We start from the raw sequence: 15,317 nt of genomic DNA, 5'->3' as shown, positions 1-15,317 counted from the left end.
CAAATATTATAAGAAATTATAGCCATTATTACTTCATTAATGACTTGCCAAAATGTTCTTTTATGTCTATATCGGTCATGGGTTGTAAAACTCCATATACTATTTCTTTATAAATTTTATTGGTTAAGGAATTGGGAGACAAAAATTTTGATCCCATTATATATCGTGCTTCATTAACAATTTCTTCAGAAAAATGTGTAGAGAAATACTTTGCTGCTACAGATGTTTCAAATATTTTTTCTAATGATATCTTATTTCCTTTTTCAAAATTTGCTATTGTAGTTCCCGCATTCTCACATAGCATATATCCCGTTTTATATTTTATCATTAACTCTCCAAGGTTATCAAGAAAATTATCTGACTCGCATATTTTTTTATCATTCTTGATTTTTTTTTGACTAAAAGCTTTTAAGTGCAAAATCACACAAAATGCCGCTCCAAGATAAGAAGCAGGTACTAATGCCTGAAACCACGATCTCTGATAAACCAAAAGTTCACACCTCTCTTCATCTGTGTTATCTAGTTTAATAATATTGGTACTACTCACTATTAAATTTTTGAAAACAACTGATTTTGTAAACGACCCTTTCATAGTATCCCCAAATGCAGCATCCTCGAATTCGATTTTATTATCATTTGCTGGTAGAAAAAATACTGCTTTAGTGCTTTTGGTTAATATTGCTGTGAATACTAAATAATCTGCCACACCAGATAATGACATGTATGGCGCCTGGCCATTTATTATATAAAAATCCTTTTCTTTTTGTGCCACTATACCTTTGTTACCAGAAGCCTCTTTAAAAGTGCGTACCGAGCCTGTATTGGCAATCAATATTTGTTCTTTTTCTATCTTTTTAAGCAGAGCTTCTCTTTTCCAATATTGTATGCTTTTTTTTGAAAAAGGGAAAGAAGATAATGATGCCAGAATGTAATAATGCATAGATAACGCTACAGACACGGGAATTGATATTTCGCCAATTCTATGCAAAATTCTGAAACATTCTTGATAAACTATTTCTGTATTTTTCTCATAACAAGGAATAAAAGGTAGTCTTGTTGTTTTTATAAAAGCATAGAATTCTTTATAGTTTTTAGTCTTCTCAACTTCATAGAGTTTATCACATACTTTTTCCAGTTCAGTTTTTTTGTTGATTTCTTGATTATCTATTATCATGTTCCGATTCTTCATTTCTAAATATTGATTAGTGATTACAGATGTACTTTAAATTCGAGGAAGCCACATCCCCATGGTAGCAGCAAAAATTCCTATGCCAGTTATAATAGTTAGAAAAAAAAGAAAAGTTGTCATCGCTATTTTACCCGAAGTGCTGCTTCGATCCTGCACCCTAAGGTAGAGTTCAAGAATAGCTAATGGCACTAGAAATTGACCAAAATCCAGGAATACAAGAAATGGTCCCCGAAATGTCTCTGGATCAAAACCGACTGGGCCACCATTAACAAAAAGCCAAAACATTAATCCAATACGAAAAAACCAAACGCCATTAGACGCCAAAAACAATCTAAGTGCCCATTGCCTGTGTTTATCAAAATCACGAGCAACTGCTGTTCGCCAGGACATAATAGCAAAAAACATAATCAAAAAAGCATTAATACTAACGCTTACTTGACCAACAAGCCCACCTATATTACCGCGAGTCCAAATCATATAAAGCCCATCAACACCAATCAATAGTGCAGTGAAGATATATATACGTCCATTCCATCGATGAAAAGTGCGGGCATAGGTACGAATCTGAGGAATAAATTGAAGTGGACCGCCTACCATGATAATAATTGCTAATACAATATGTAGAGCAACCGCCAAATTACCCATGGTTTCACCAGGAATATATCCATGAGGAAGAACTTCATTCCATTTTTCAAAATCTCCTTTTACTGCAGCACTACCGTAAAATAAAGTTACATAATACACAAATATCCATTGACCAATAACGGCTATTAGAAACCAAAATGCCACAGTGGCACTTAAAGCTTTATCTGCTCTCACGGCTTTAGGTTGTACAATATTTGCCCTACTATTTTCTGATTTCATTGTATTCGTTTTTTGATTGATGATGATATGATTAACACTTGTTTTTTTAATATTTAATATGAAAGACTTTCTTTGATTATAGAATAGCAGTCATTTGTTCTTTAATAATAAGTTCGTACTGTTAGAAATAATTGATTAAGACTATTGGAAGGAATTAAATCATTCTTATACTGCGGTCAAAAATTGCCAATAAGATTATTAACCGTGTTTGTAGGATCGGTTTCTTAATCTATTCCCTTTTCATTAAAGTTAGCTTGTTCTTACCTTTTTTGATACAAGGTATAAGATACCGCCTCTCACAAGTTTGTACGTAATTACAAATATAATAGTCAATAAAACTCCTATTCCTATTGGTAGAATTCCTCCGAAAGTGTATGTCATTCCAATGATAAAACCAAGTAGGTACTCAGACCTGTATAATGGAATGAAAAATGATATTAGAAATAATCCAATCATCATATACTTTGGAAAATCCATATCAAGCGTAAAAAAGAGAGAAATCAACATTCCAAATAAAAGAGCTCCAATAAATCTATAAAGGATATTAGTCATGTTTTGGTGCACTCTCAACTTTTCGTTATTAACTATTCTTCGATGAATGCGATATAACAGATACCAGATTAGTATAGGTAGAGCAATGATACTCCACCAATTTGATATACCTGGTAAATCCGCACGATGAAGAATATGATGGGTTGGCACTCCCCCATGATAATAGTCCCAAATTAAATGTGTTCCTACCAATAGAGTTATTATTCCAGTAAAATAGATTCGAATTTCTAACTTCTTTTTTTCATTTGATTTCATAACTATTCGTTTTCTGATTGATGATGATTGATGATTGATGATAAGTTCGGTATAGATTACCTAAATCTAAAAAGTTCTTTTATGTAGTTTCTAAACACATATCCCCAAGGGATAACGATAAGGTCAATAGGAATTGCCATAAGAAATGGTTTGAGAAATTCTTCTGAGGTCGAATCTAGTTGACCAGAAGACCATAAAGGATATGCAATACCTATGGCCCATACCGACTTATAAAATAATTGCAGTAATAGTAAAGGCAGCATTTTTAAAGGATATCGTATTCCTAAGCCCATCAAAGTAGCATACGCAGCCCAAAAACTATAGGTAACTCCATCATAAGGACCCCAAACTTCGCTAGGGTTAATAATTTCTGTCCATGTACTATGCCCCAAAGTAAAAAAGGTAAGGAGATAAATAGCTCTCATAGCATACATATAGAACTTTGGTACTTTTTTAATTTTCACAGACTCGTTTTCCAACGTGTTTGTGACAGCGTCTTTTGATTTCATAATTGTTCGTTTTTTGATTGATGATGATGATTTCTTAAAACTTAAAATATTCAGGTTTTAAAAATTTTATCTAGATATATGTATTTTAGCTGTTAGATACATACGTTGATTTGTCTTTTTTTGTGCCCATGATTAGTAGCCACAGACAAGAACCTATTTCTCCTATACTGGCAGGAAGCATAACAAAGGAGGGGATTTTGTAATTAGGAAAAAGTAATTCTCCACATACCGCTATCAAGTAACTAAAACAGCCGATCATCAACAAAATACCTAACGCTTTAGGAAGAAAACCTGATTTAAAAACCAGATACCCAAAAGGAAAGAGCCAAAGTCCCCAAAATACCTCAACAATAAGAATTCCATTATGATAAGACTCCAAAAGCAGCATTACCTGTGCTTGTAACTGTTCTGTGGTGTACACTTTCAGATATTCGGCATGACCAATTAAAGAAAGGATATCAACTTTGTTTTGTATATTCAAATAAGAAATAGGAACACTAATGATAGCAAATACTACCATTAATATTGCAGAATTTTTATGAACTGGTTTAAGCAATTTGTATAAAACTATCGGTAACATTATATAACATACATAGCTAATCAATCCACTTAAAATCCCCATTCGAAATAACAGTTCTGATGTAGTTATATTGTTAAATGTAATCGAGGCATCATCCCATACTATAAGTTTTGAGGGTACATACACTAGATTAAAGATTCCACTTAATACAACACTTAAATAAACTAGTCCTGCTATTCTTGCAGTCCTATTTTGTGCATGATAATCTTCGTTTTTTATTAAACTCATAATGTTTGTTTTTTGATTGATGATAATTGCCTTTTGAAAATATTGAGAACAAAATTCCTGTAGTAAAAAGTAATATCTATACTTAATACTGCTTATTTATATAGTTAGGTTATAGAATGAAATGTGTATTCTACATCTACATAACTACTTTGATTTATTATGTATGTTGTTTCTAAACTTCTTGCTTAGGCCATTTCAAGGCATAGCGAATGATTAATAAACTCAGAGCGATTTCTATTACCCCCAAAAACATATAGTATATTGTCCAGGGTGTAGGGTTTATCATCGTAAGAACCATTATAATAGTGTAAAGGCTACCAACAATGATATTTAACCAGCGATTTATGTTTGGTTTTAGTAATAGAGACAATGAAATCATCATTGCAGGAATAGCCATACTTATTGCAAAAGCTAGAATTATAGTAGGAGTTGTCTCACCAATAGGGGTGACTTTAGCTATCATGTCTTCTATTGCTCCTGGAACGAATAAAGAGAAAAAATCTCCATAAATATAACACACAACAAGTGAGGTCCACAAGGCAGAAAGTTTTAGTTTTATATTGATTTTGTAATCTTCTAATATTCTGTTTTTTTTGATTAAATCCATAATGTTCGTTTTTTGATTGATGATGATAATTTAATTTTCTTCTCTATTGATTAGTTAGAGAAATCGATTTGATTTGTATTTCCTTTTAATTTCACATTAGATCCAGGAGTAGCAGAGCATTTAACCGATTCGTACGACAATTCTAGATTCCCATTACTGTCATCTGTAAATTCGAGTATCAAATCTTTTCCAGAAACTGTACCTTTTGTTTCAAAATATGATTCTGAGGCTACTTGTAGTGAATCCAACTGGTGATTAGAAACAAATATCCTCACGGTATCCCCTTTTTCTTCTCTCTTTGTTTTTTCTATGATTAATTTATTATGCTTCACTTCGGTTTTGATATAAGCCATCAAATTTTCTGAGGCCTCTACTTTTACTTCTGCTAAGCTATCTTGTTTAAAAAAAACTTCAATACCATGAGTAACTGATATCTTGCTAAATGCAGAGACATTTCTTGTTTCGGATATCATATTCCCTGTATATTGAATTGCATTCTCTCGAAGTTCTCCTTTCCTCACATTATCATGTATAGAAAACTGGAAAGCCAGAAAAAAAAGAATAACAGCTCCTAATGCGCCTATTACAATCCAATTACTTGTTTTCATGATCTATATTATTTAGATATTGGTTAAATGAGTCTTTTACTTCTTCAAATTTTATATCAAGTAATCTCATTTTTTTAAATATATCGGGAAGAAGATCTTCCATAAATTCTTTTCTTTTAATATCGAGAACCTTATTATACCCATTTTCTGAAACAAAATACCCTATCCCTCTTTTATTATAGATTACCTCTTGTTCTTGTAAATAGGTAAAAGCTCTTATCGCGGTGTTAGGGTTTACCTCTACCATAACAGCAATCTCTCTCACAGAAGGTATTCTTTCGCCTTCCTGCCATTTTTTTACAAGTATATTCTCGTAGAAAACATCTACGATTTGTAAATAAATAGGTTTACTGTTATCAAAATCCATTCTTAAACTTCCTTTTCTACTATCTTAAAATAACTTGCCAATAGCATTAATGGGGCAAAAACGCCCATAAAAATTCCTTTTCCTATTCCAGAAAAACCTTGTCCAGTCTTATCAAATGCCTCTGAAGCTAGCCCTTCTCCCGAAAATACATCATACCCATAATTGAGCATCCCGAAAAGCATCATATTGAGTACTATCAACCCAAAAACAAGTAATACAACTACAAGTAATGTTTTTCCCACTCTATTTTTATTAAATGCAATAGCACCATAGAGAAATACCGGCTGTATAACAAAATACACCTTAACCAACTGCCAGTAGCTTTCTGAAAATATAGGTAACAGGTGAAAATTCGTTTCAGAAAACATACTGCCAAGTATAATTGCTATTTGCCCAACCAAAAAACCAAGGAATGAAAATGCAAGAGTATATACCACAAAAGTACTAAGCCAGGCTGCAGCTATTCTTTCATAAGATGAAACGGGTAATGAAAAATATAAATGGTTTGATTTTTGGTTATGCGCTTCTTTAAAAGTTGAAAAAATAAATAGTACTCCTAGCGCTACATAAAACTTACCGAATATGCTCATAAATTCGCCACTCGAAATCTGATGGTCCCCTCGTAAACTAAACAAAAAGACAATAAAAAAAATAGCACTGGCAACAGATAAAGTAGTAAGTATTGCTCCCTTAAGAAGTATGATATCTCTATATATGAAACTGCCTATTCTCTTAATGTTAAATTGTTCCATCATGAAATGTATTTAAGGCATTATTAATTCTATTAGATTCGCTTAAAACGGCATTAAATAATAATTCGAGATCCACTTCTGTCTCATCTCTATCTTCTCTAAAAAGCATAGCTTTTCCTCCAAAAGATGTTTCAGAATAAATAATAGACTCTTTTGCATCTCTCCTAGGTTTTCCAAACCATAAATGTTCAGAAACATTAGACAATGGCTGATTAAATACTACTTTGGATTGATCCAATATCACTACATGGTTTATCAAGCTATGTAAATCCCGAACCTGATGGGTAGAAATAATAATACATTTTCCCTCATCAACCGCCAGAGCCATAATCTTCCTAAATTGACTTTTTGATGGGATATCCAACCCGTTAGTTGGCTCATCCATAAGTAAGAGTTTCGTATTTGTTGCTATTCCAAAGGCGATAAGTACTTTCTTTTTATTCCCAAAAGAAAGAGTCGATATATTTTCGTCGGCAGAAAGCTTAAACTCTTCTATTAGCTTATAAAATTGATCTCTAGAAAACCCAGGATAAAAGGGAGAATTTACTTGTTCATAAGTAGAAATTTTAAGCCCTGGTAGCTCAAAATCTTCTGGCACCATAAAAATCTCCTGAAGACATTTTACATTTCTTCCAGAAATATCTTTACCCAAAACCCTATAATAACCTGCCTTTGGAAACAATAATCCAGTCATTATCTTCATTAATGTACTCTTTCCTTCTCCATTCTTACCAAAAAGCCCATAAATGTTTCCCGGGATAAAATCTAAAGTGATATTATCCAGGATTATTTTGCTTTTTGGGTAGTAGAACCGTAAGTCTTTAATTTGAATCATGGTTAGTGTATTAGTTATCTAGTACACTGCAAATATATCTAACATAAATCAATTAACCAAAGATTTTTTATTTTATTGATTATCTGCTAGTTAACTAAATAAAATTGAAGTAACGCCCAGACCAGATATAGTAAAGCTTTACGGAGTATTACATTTTTAGAATTGTAATCCTTAAAATTGACGTATTCTTAGTTCAACACCTTGATTGTGATAAAATTTTTAAAGTAAAAGAAGGTCACTTTACTGTATTATCGCGTTTTCTTTTTTCTATAAGCACTACTTCTTTTTCCATTTTTATAAATATTTTTTTCATAAAATATCGATGAAACGGTTTTACTAAAAAGAAATATATTTTCCCTAAGGTATTATGAATTTTTACTGTGGTAGCTAGTTCCATTATCTTGTCATCCCCTTCTTCATAACTAATAAAAGATAGTTTAAAATCCAGATGTTTATCTGTCTGTCCTGTTAACAATTCTATATCATTCTTGTCCAGCACATCAAATATTGCAATACTATCCCCAATATTACCTTCAAACTCGTTCAAATATGTTTCTCTTTCTACTTGAGTTAGTTTAGTTGCCGTTTTCAGCCCTAATTTTTTGGCTATTTTCTCTCTAGAGAGTAATAGTTTTGTAAAGAATGGTGAGAATGCTTTAAAGAATGCTATCATACAATCTTTTGGCTTGGGCACTTCTTTTAGCGATGTTGTTCTTAATTGAAAAACATCAGAGTAACTTATATCCTTACTTTGTTTAGTAATCAGGTATTCTTTATTGAGTTCAATCTCTGTTATTTTCATTTTTCAAAATCTAAAATCACACTTTTTTATCCATTGAGTATTGCAATAATTTCTACTATATCTTTTTATTTAAGATACAATATCTATGTTCATTCCAAATTTTACCATTCTTAACAATTGCTTTTTGGAATATTCCTTCTTTTTTAAATCCGCTTTTTTCGAGGACATTCATCGAAGCTGTATTATATTCAATAACTCCTGCGTATATTCTGATCAGGTTTAATTTTTCAAATCCATATTTGGTTATCTGGTCTACTGCCTTTGTAGTAATCCCTTTACCCCAATAGGGTTCTCCTAACCAATACCCAATTTCTGCCGATTTTCTATACATATCATCTTGTAGCATCAGTGATATAACTCCGCAAAGTTCTCCTCCAAACTCTATTCCGAAGCTTACTGTAGGATCCTGTTGTATTGTCATCTTAATAAAGGATTTAGCATCCTCTTCGTTATAAGGATTAGGAAAATAATCTCTTAAGTTATTTGATATATTATTATTGTTGGCAAGTTTTGCCAATTGTGATTTATCTGATTCTACAAGCTGCCTTATTTTAATTTCTTTGTTATCCATGATTCATTAAGATATTAATAAACCCAAGCAATGATATGGTAATCTATAGAGGTAGTTTTCATTCTTCACTTATTTTTTTGACATTAAATATTCTTTTAAACTACTTTTGATAAAGTATTCCCAGCCTCCTATACAGCTCTCTCGTGTAAATTCTGGAATGCTTGATGGAAAACTGTGTATTATTTCGGTTATTAACCTAAGTTTAACGTGACTCTTGTTTTCAAACAATTCGAATGTTACAAATGAATCTCCGTTATATTCTTTATATCTCCAATTATATTTTATCTTTTGATTTGGTATAACTTCTGTTATCTTCCAGAGGTGAGTAAATTTTCGGTTTTCGACCTCGACAACAAATTGTGTTTCAAATCCTTCTTTAGCTTCAAACGATTCAATTTGTTCAAAAAACCATTTTTTCATTTGGTCTAATTCTGTTATGGCTTTCCAAACATTTTCTAGAGTCGTCATATAAGTTTCTTCTACTACAATTGGTGCGTCTGTATCTTTCATATGACAAAATATTTCGATTGTGCTTTTTATTTTCTTCTCTATCGAGGAGTTTTTATTTTTCGTTTTATTTTCTAATAAAATAAAGCATCCCAATTAAAAGGTTAATTACATCTAGATTCTTTAACTGTAGTCCCGGTACATACCCATTGATCCTCATAGATCGATTCGTAACATATTTTCATTTCAAAATTACTTTTGTTTACTTTTGCATAAAGAAGTTCTGCCCATATTGGGTCAACAACTTTTATCATATTTATTGATTCTCCTGCAGGTAAGACTCGATTTTGAACTTCTGCTGTCAGGTGTGGAAATTGAGTGGTTCCGAGAAGTTTAGAAAATAAGGAATCTAACACTGGAACAGATTTATTATTCAATTTTATAGCTGCTTTGTTAATTATTGCAGGACCAACGCCATTGTTACGAACTTTCAACACTACCCCATCATCCTGGTTATAAATAATTCTCCATTCTAAATAAGGCCATACCGAAGCATGTTGTTCTTTTTGCATTAGATTTGTTTGGTAGATATAAACTGCAACTGTAATAATATTAATAGTAATAGCTATAAGTCCCACTTTTACGCCACTACTTATTTTTTTATTTTTTTTCATACTATCTTTTCGTCTAGTGCATTATGATTTGTAGTTTTTATGATTTTCGTGTCTTCATAAATACGTACCTATGACAGGTTGTTATCATTTTAAACATCCTACTTTTCTATTAATGTTGGAAAATTATCAAGATCTATATCCGATAGCTTACCATTACAATTCTTTATTATTTTTCCAAGTAAATAAGGGCCCGTTTCTTTTTCGTATCCAAGTCGAATATACGTATAACAATCACTTTCTCTCTGCTCAGAAAATTCTGTTACAAAATAACTAACTCCGGTTTTCTCACTTTCATCAGATTCGTCACCAAAATAGAAACTCGAAGCTATGTCGGCTTTTCCTTTTTGGGTATGATTTGATTTTCCAAATTCTGTTATCTCAATTTTATAATCGACTGTAGTATAATTAAATCGTTTAATTGTAACCGCAATAGCAAGATTACCCTTTTTACCTGTTAATGTTATTCGACGATTTATTTTTGGAGTTTCTGGAAAATAAATTGTATCTGTATCATTTAAAATCAACAGATTATCTGAAAGTGTAATTTTCTCCTCTCCTAATTTTTTGAGTCCTTCGATGAAATTTTCTGAATAATCAGACTTATTTTTAATACTAATTTCGGTTTTCCTTTCATCGATGTTATGTCGCTTATCATTAGAAAGGTTTACTTTCTTATTAGGATATGAGTTATCTATAGCTATTGTTTTTGTTGTATCTACAAGAACCGAATGTGCTTTTTTATTGGTTTGTGAGTTACCACACCCCGACATACTCATTATAATTAGAACTACTACTAATTTTTTTATCATTATCATTTTAAGGTAACGCACAGCTATTTTATGCTAATTATATAATTAAAAAAAGACTAGAGTCGATTTCTACTGTAGTTTAAAAGTAATTAATTCAAGTGAATATGATAAGAAAATTCTACAACAATGAATTATGGAGTTATTATAGAGTGCTTTTAATGTATACTTCTATAAAACGAAAGACCTACCTTACTTATACGAGATATCATATTCTGGTATAAGTAAGATAGGTCTACATACTATCAATTTTTCAATTAACAGTTATAGTCAAAAGATGATTACTATTTATTTCTTTGGAGTTTCTTTTAAGATTTCTTTTACGAATTTCCAATATTTCTGTACCGATGAGATGCTTGTTCTTTCATCTGGTGAATGTGCTCCTAAGATTGTTGGGCCAAATGATATCATATCCATATCTGGATAATTCTGCCCCAGGATACCGCACTCTAATCCTGCATGACAGGCAGCTACATGTGCTTTTTCACCATTAAGGTTTTGATACAATTCGTCCATTACTTTTAAAATTGGAGAATTCATATTAGGCGCCCAACCAGGATAATCACCACTAGTAGTTACTTCACATCCTATTAACTCAAAAGTAGCTCTTAACTTGTTTGCAAGATCTAGCTTAGAAGATTCTACACTACTACGGGTTAGACATTCGATAGTGATATCTCCTTGTCCTATTGTTATTTTGGCAATATTATTAGAAGTTTCTACCAGATCAGGGATTGAAGCACTCATGGTATACACCCCATTATGTGCAGCATATAACGCCTTTATTACCCCTTCCTGAACACCTAACTCCATTACTTGTGCTGGCAGATCGGTAGTATTAATTTCTATGGTAAGATCAGGATCAGCAATAGAAAGCTCATTCTGGATTGTTTTTGACAACTCACCTATTTCGAATTCAAAAGCTTTTGCCTGTACTGCATCTACTACAACTATCGCAAAGCTCTCTCTTGGGATTGCGTTGCGTAGGCTTCCTCCTTTTACTTCACTAATTTGTAAACCAAAATTCTCAAAACCATCAAACAACAGTCTATTCATTATTTTATTAGCATTCCCTAATCCTTTATGAATATCCATTCCAGAATGCCCACCACTAAGTCCTGTAATAGCAATTGTATATCCTACTTTACCCTCTGCAACTGGTTCTTCTTTGTAATTTCTTTTTGCTGTAACATCAATTCCACCAGCACAACCAACTCCTATTTCATCATCTTCTTCGGTATCCAGGTTTAGCAATATATCTCCTTGTAACCATCCTCCTTCTAATCCCATAGCACCTGTCATCCCAGTTTCTTCATCTATGGTAAGTAATGCCTCGATAGCAGGATGTGCTATATCTGTAGATTCGAGAACTGCCATAATAGTAGCTACTCCTAATCCATTATCGGCACCAAGAGTTGTTCCTTTGGCTCTAACCCAATCTTCATCGATATACATTTCTATACCTTGGGTATCAAAATCAAAATCGGTATCTGCATTTTTTTGATGTACCATATCCAAATGGGACTGCATCACCACTACTTTTCGATCTTCCATTCCCGGAGTAGCTGGTTTTCTTATTAGAACATTACCAACCTTATCTATTTCGGTAGTTAACCCCAATGATTCTCCAAAATTTTTCATAAACGCAATAACACGTTCTTCTTTTTTTGAAGGTCTGGGAACTGCATTAAGATCTGCAAATTTATTCCATATCACTTTAGGCTCAAGGCTTCTTATTTCTGAATTCATAATTGATGTTTAAATATTGACAGCTTTATATTATAGATATCCAGCAAAATTCTAAATTTTAAATCAAGTATCAAAGCATAGTGCTATCAAAGTCTCAAAGTTTCTAGAATCAAACGAATAGATACTAAAAAACTCTTAATTCTTCATTCTAAATTGAGAATTGTAAATATCTTTATCCCATGCAATCTAAGACAAAACTTTATCTCACCGTATTACTTCCTGTTCAAATCATTCTGATTCAAATTCTTTCTTTTTTCCCCGAAGTTATAGAACGATTTTATAGTAACGGCTTGTTTGTTTATATCTCTAAGGCTTTGCGATATGTATTTGGATGGCTTCCATTTTCTTTTGGTGACATTTTATATTGTGTTTTGATTATTATGCTTATACGTTTTTTATTTAAAAAAGTATTTAAGAAGCGTTTGTTGTGGAAAGAAGTAGTATTGGATATTGGCGCTACTTTATCTATTGTGTATGCTTGTTTTCATATTCTTTGGGGAATGAATTACTATAGATTACCCTTACATGAGATATTAGGATTAGATGATGAATATACTGAAGAAGAGCTGATTACCGTTTCAGAAAAATTAATAATTCAAGCCAATTCTTTGCATTTGCAACTAGAATCTAACGATTCTCTACCGATACACATCCCCTATTCTAAAGAAGAAATATTTCAAAAAACAGTTCCTGCATACGATCAGTTGCATCAAATACTTCCTGTATTACAATATCACCCTAAAAGTATTAAAACGTCTATATTAAGTCTTCCTCTTACCTATATGGGTTTTAGCGGGTATTTAAACCCTATTACCAATGAAGCACAAGTAAATGGACTAATACTCAATTACAAGGCACCTACTACTAGTTGTCACGAAGAAGCACATCAATTAGGGTTTGCCAAAGAAAATGAAGCCAATTTTATAGCGGCATTGACTACAATGAATTATGATGATATATATTTTAATTATAGTGGGACTACCTTTGCCTTAAAGTTTTGCCTAAACGATCTTTATCTTCGTAATGAAGAAAAAGCAATCTGTCTTATCGAAAAGTTAAGACCTGGTATTAGAAGAAATTATATCGAAGTAAACGAGTTCTGGGAATCTTTTGAAAATCCCCTGGAACCCATTTTTAAAAGTACTTACGATAGTTATTTAAAAGCTAATAACCAACCTGATGGTATGGAGACCTATAGTTATGTTGTAGCTTTATTAGTTAATTATTATAAGACAAAGTTGTAATCATAATAATGTATTATAGTAATTTATAATTTTAACTAAATCTGATTCTTTTTTAAATTTCAATTTCTTTGAAGCAGCAAACTTTTCAAGCTCTTCTTTTTTATCTTTTAAGACACCTAAAACATCTTTCTTTTTAAGTTTTATCCTTGTTAAATCCCCTGCTCTATTTTTTATAAAATACTTATAATCTTTAATAAAACTTGGAGGAACATAATTTCCAAAACCTGATTTAGGCTCAACTGCTTCTTTGATTTTCTTTTTTGCCTTTAGGACCAGAGAAGTTTCTTTATTTTTATTAAAAATTATAAAATAACCAGTATTCCCTTTTTGATCTAATCTCTGATATTCATAGTCCTTTAAAATAGTCTTAATACCATCTCCTTTTGACAACACATATTTTTTATCGTTTGCTGCAACCTCTATTTCATCAGAATATGCGTCATACCTAACAGCACATTTATGAATTTTTTTATTATCAAGATATACTTCAGCAATCATATACTCTTCTTCGTGGTATTTACTCCCCGTAATAGATTCTTCAGAATAATTTGTTACAATAGGTTTCGCATATGCGCTTAAGACAGTAGAAGTACCATCAGAATTTAATTCAGTATTAACCTGAACTTCCTGACTAAAAAGAAAAAGATGAAAAAATAAACCAAGAACAACAACATTTTTTTTCATAAGAAATATAATTTTAATTCAATTAGATAAAGTAAATATTAAGTCTACAAGAAAAAAAAACTTACCTGTTAAATAAACCTTAATTAACAACCTTTGTTATATCAATTGTTGCTTTGCATATGATACCCCGATCAAATTGAGATTTCTGATGTATATACTCTGTCTCTATTAGAAGTTAAAAATGGAAACAATAATGGAGGGCACCTATATAATTATATAGTTTTTAAATAGTACCAAGCAAGATTCTAATAGCACTACAATGTATTGTAGTAATCTATAATTTTAATTAAATCTGCTTCTTTTTTAAACTTCAATTTCTTTGAAGAGGCAAATTTTTCAAGTTCTTCTTTTTTATCTTTCAAAGCAGTAAGAATATTATTCTTTTTTAGTCTTACTTTCTTTAAATCACTTGAATTGTTTTTTATAAAATAAGAATAATCTCTATAAAAAGCCGGTGGTTTATATTTCTCAAAACCTGATTGAGGTTTTTTGGCATCCTCAATTTTTTTTCTTGCTTTTAATACTAATGAAGTTTCTTTGTTCTTATTAAAAATAATAAAATACTCTTCTACTCCTTTTTTATTTAATAATACCCCATATTCATAACCTTTCAAAACCACTCGGATTTTATTTTCTTTAGAAAGCACAAATTTTTTATCATTTTCTATAACCTCAATTTGATCATGATAGGCATCATAACGAATAGCATATTTATGAATCATCCTATCATTAACATAAATCTCTGCTATTTTATACTCCTCATCATAATATTTATGCCCTTTTATCGATTTTTCGGTATAACTATTTCCGGTAGGGCTACTATATACGTTAAGTACTTTTGTAGTATCATATGCCAAGTTATTACTAGAATTAAAGTCGTTGTTTATATTGGTTTGACCAATCATCAAAGTATTACCAATCCATAAAAAAAGAATAAAAAAACTTTTCATTATTATACATTCTATTGTTAATCAATACAGTTATAACTCTAAAA

General features: G+C 31.5%; 19 protein-coding genes. 1 reads left to right on the top strand and 18 read right to left on the bottom strand.

The annotated features are described in order from the left end of the window. Positions 1-28: 28 nt before the first annotated feature. The 16 genes from NNH57_RS01055 to NNH57_RS00980 form a co-directional block, all read right to left on the bottom strand. Entirely contained in the window at positions 29-1,189 is a 1,161-nt protein-coding gene (locus tag NNH57_RS01055; RefSeq protein WP_108808504.1) for an acyl-CoA dehydrogenase family protein, read from the bottom strand. Positions 1,190-1,222: 33 nt separating this feature from the next. Then, positions 1,223-2,053 carry a DUF2306 domain-containing protein gene (locus tag NNH57_RS01050; protein ID WP_108808503.1) on the bottom strand — a complete coding sequence of 277 codons (831 nt, stop codon included), beginning with the start codon at positions 2,051-2,053 and terminating at the stop codon, positions 1,223-1,225. Between the two features lie 249 nt (positions 2,054-2,302). After that, positions 2,303-2,860 carry a hypothetical protein gene (locus NNH57_RS01045; protein ID WP_074408037.1) on the bottom strand — a complete coding sequence of 186 codons (558 nt, stop codon included), beginning with the start codon at positions 2,858-2,860 and terminating at the stop codon, positions 2,303-2,305. 56 nt (positions 2,861-2,916) lie between these two features. Then, a complete protein-coding gene (locus NNH57_RS01040; protein WP_082994883.1) occupies positions 2,917-3,369 on the bottom strand; it encodes a hypothetical protein in 453 nt (150 codons plus the stop codon). Positions 3,370-3,454: 85 nt separating this feature from the next. Next, positions 3,455-4,177: a DUF4386 domain-containing protein gene (locus NNH57_RS01035; protein WP_074408038.1), complete on the bottom strand. Its 723-nt coding sequence runs from the start codon at positions 4,175-4,177 to the stop codon at positions 3,455-3,457. 172 nt (positions 4,178-4,349) lie between these two features. After that, positions 4,350-4,784, bottom strand: a complete 435-nt coding sequence (locus NNH57_RS01030) for a DUF6326 family protein (RefSeq protein ID WP_074408039.1) — start codon at positions 4,782-4,784, stop codon at positions 4,350-4,352. Between the two features lie 50 nt (positions 4,785-4,834). After that, positions 4,835-5,392: a GIN domain-containing protein gene (locus NNH57_RS01025; protein WP_108808502.1), complete on the bottom strand. Its 558-nt coding sequence runs from the start codon at positions 5,390-5,392 to the stop codon at positions 4,835-4,837. Beyond that, positions 5,379-5,759, bottom strand: coding sequence for a GntR family transcriptional regulator (locus tag NNH57_RS01020; protein WP_025666259.1), 381 nt, complete (start codon positions 5,757-5,759; stop codon positions 5,379-5,381). The genes NNH57_RS01025 and NNH57_RS01020 overlap by 14 nt, the downstream gene beginning before the upstream one ends. A gap of 2 nt (positions 5,760-5,761) precedes the next feature. Next, positions 5,762-6,514 carry a hypothetical protein gene (locus tag NNH57_RS01015; RefSeq protein WP_132065804.1) on the bottom strand — a complete coding sequence of 251 codons (753 nt, stop codon included), beginning with the start codon at positions 6,512-6,514 and terminating at the stop codon, positions 5,762-5,764. Further along, entirely contained in the window at positions 6,498-7,346 is an 849-nt protein-coding gene (locus tag NNH57_RS01010) for an ABC transporter ATP-binding protein (protein WP_108808500.1), read from the bottom strand. The genes NNH57_RS01015 and NNH57_RS01010 overlap by 17 nt, the downstream gene beginning before the upstream one ends. Before the next feature lie 235 nt (positions 7,347-7,581). Further along, complete coding sequence (locus NNH57_RS01005) at positions 7,582-8,148, bottom strand: DUF2867 domain-containing protein (RefSeq protein WP_074408043.1); 567 nt, start codon at positions 8,146-8,148, stop codon at positions 7,582-7,584. Between the two features lie 55 nt (positions 8,149-8,203). Further along, positions 8,204-8,719, bottom strand: a complete 516-nt coding sequence (locus NNH57_RS01000) for a GNAT family N-acetyltransferase (protein ID WP_108808499.1) — start codon at positions 8,717-8,719, stop codon at positions 8,204-8,206. 69 nt (positions 8,720-8,788) lie between these two features. Next, the gene (locus NNH57_RS00995) at positions 8,789-9,229 is read right to left on the bottom strand and encodes an SRPBCC family protein (protein WP_074408044.1); all 441 of its coding nucleotides are present in this window, start codon (positions 9,227-9,229) and stop codon (positions 8,789-8,791) included. A gap of 101 nt (positions 9,230-9,330) precedes the next feature. Continuing rightward, on the bottom strand, positions 9,331-9,840 hold the full coding sequence (locus tag NNH57_RS00990; protein ID WP_074408045.1) for a hypothetical protein: 510 nt from the start codon (positions 9,838-9,840) through the stop codon (positions 9,331-9,333). Positions 9,841-9,938: 98 nt separating this feature from the next. Continuing rightward, positions 9,939-10,649 carry a hypothetical protein gene (locus NNH57_RS00985; RefSeq protein WP_108808498.1) on the bottom strand — a complete coding sequence of 237 codons (711 nt, stop codon included), beginning with the start codon at positions 10,647-10,649 and terminating at the stop codon, positions 9,939-9,941. A 285-nt stretch (positions 10,650-10,934) separates the two neighbouring features. Beyond that, positions 10,935-12,395 (bottom strand): aminoacyl-histidine dipeptidase, encoded by a 1,461-nt coding sequence (locus NNH57_RS00980; RefSeq protein ID WP_074408047.1) that lies wholly within the window; start codon positions 12,393-12,395, stop codon positions 10,935-10,937. A gap of 179 nt (positions 12,396-12,574) precedes the next feature. Here NNH57_RS00980 and NNH57_RS00975 point away from each other — a divergent pair, with 179 nt between their 5' ends. Further along, a complete protein-coding gene (locus NNH57_RS00975) occupies positions 12,575-13,639 on the top strand; it encodes a DUF3810 domain-containing protein (RefSeq protein ID WP_108808497.1) in 1,065 nt (354 codons plus the stop codon). Here NNH57_RS00975 and NNH57_RS00970 read toward each other — a convergent pair whose 3' ends face one another. Together NNH57_RS00970 and NNH57_RS00965 are read right to left on the bottom strand one after the other, a co-directional pair. Further along, positions 13,640-14,323, bottom strand: a complete 684-nt coding sequence (locus NNH57_RS00970; protein ID WP_108808496.1) for a hypothetical protein — start codon at positions 14,321-14,323, stop codon at positions 13,640-13,642. It abuts the gene before it with no gap. A 254-nt stretch (positions 14,324-14,577) separates the two neighbouring features. Continuing rightward, positions 14,578-15,273: a hypothetical protein gene (locus NNH57_RS00965; protein ID WP_074408050.1), complete on the bottom strand. Its 696-nt coding sequence runs from the start codon at positions 15,271-15,273 to the stop codon at positions 14,578-14,580. Between the last annotated feature and the right edge of the window lie 44 nt (positions 15,274-15,317).

Origin of the sequence: Aquimarina spinulae (assembly GCF_943373825.1) — a bacterium.
Classification (GTDB): domain Bacteria; phylum Bacteroidota; class Bacteroidia; order Flavobacteriales; family Flavobacteriaceae; genus Aquimarina; species Aquimarina spinulae.
The sequence above is the reverse complement of the archived record's forward strand: the minus strand, read 5'-3'. Positions and strand labels throughout refer to the sequence as shown.

Bases quoted from the DNA above. Each gene is read 5' to 3' on its own strand.
- NNH57_RS01055 (WP_108808504.1), bottom strand. From the start codon at position 1,189: ATGAAGAATCGGAACATGATAATAGATAATCAAGAAATCAACAAAAAA.
- NNH57_RS01050 (WP_108808503.1), bottom strand. From the start codon at position 2,053: ATGAAATCAGAAAATAGTAGGGCAAATATTGTACAACCTAAAGCCGTG.
- NNH57_RS01045 (WP_074408037.1), bottom strand. From the start codon at position 2,860: ATGAAATCAAATGAAAAAAAGAAGTTAGAAATTCGAATCTATTTTACT.
- NNH57_RS01040 (WP_082994883.1), bottom strand. From the start codon at position 3,369: ATGAAATCAAAAGACGCTGTCACAAACACGTTGGAAAACGAGTCTGTG.
- NNH57_RS01035 (WP_074408038.1), bottom strand. From the start codon at position 4,177: ATGAGTTTAATAAAAAACGAAGATTATCATGCACAAAATAGGACTGCA.
- NNH57_RS01030 (WP_074408039.1), bottom strand. From the start codon at position 4,784: ATGGATTTAATCAAAAAAAACAGAATATTAGAAGATTACAAAATCAAT.
- NNH57_RS01025 (WP_108808502.1), bottom strand. From the start codon at position 5,392: ATGAAAACAAGTAATTGGATTGTAATAGGCGCATTAGGAGCTGTTATT.
- NNH57_RS01020 (WP_025666259.1), bottom strand. From the start codon at position 5,759: ATGGATTTTGATAACAGTAAACCTATTTATTTACAAATCGTAGATGTT.
- NNH57_RS01015 (WP_132065804.1), bottom strand. From the start codon at position 6,514: ATGATGGAACAATTTAACATTAAGAGAATAGGCAGTTTCATATATAGA.
- NNH57_RS01010 (WP_108808500.1), bottom strand. From the start codon at position 7,346: ATGATTCAAATTAAAGACTTACGGTTCTACTACCCAAAAAGCAAAATA.
- NNH57_RS01005 (WP_074408043.1), bottom strand. From the start codon at position 8,148: ATGAAAATAACAGAGATTGAACTCAATAAAGAATACCTGATTACTAAA.
- NNH57_RS01000 (WP_108808499.1), bottom strand. From the start codon at position 8,719: ATGGATAACAAAGAAATTAAAATAAGGCAGCTTGTAGAATCAGATAAA.
- NNH57_RS00995 (WP_074408044.1), bottom strand. From the start codon at position 9,229: ATGAAAGATACAGACGCACCAATTGTAGTAGAAGAAACTTATATGACG.
- NNH57_RS00990 (WP_074408045.1), bottom strand. From the start codon at position 9,840: ATGAAAAAAAATAAAAAAATAAGTAGTGGCGTAAAAGTGGGACTTATA.
- NNH57_RS00985 (WP_108808498.1), bottom strand. From the start codon at position 10,649: ATGATAAAAAAATTAGTAGTAGTTCTAATTATAATGAGTATGTCGGGG.
- NNH57_RS00980 (WP_074408047.1), bottom strand. From the start codon at position 12,395: ATGAATTCAGAAATAAGAAGCCTTGAGCCTAAAGTGATATGGAATAAA.
- NNH57_RS00975 (WP_108808497.1), top strand. From the start codon at position 12,575: ATGCAATCTAAGACAAAACTTTATCTCACCGTATTACTTCCTGTTCAA.
- NNH57_RS00970 (WP_108808496.1), bottom strand. From the start codon at position 14,323: ATGAAAAAAAATGTTGTTGTTCTTGGTTTATTTTTTCATCTTTTTCTT.
- NNH57_RS00965 (WP_074408050.1), bottom strand. From the start codon at position 15,273: ATGAAAAGTTTTTTTATTCTTTTTTTATGGATTGGTAATACTTTGATG.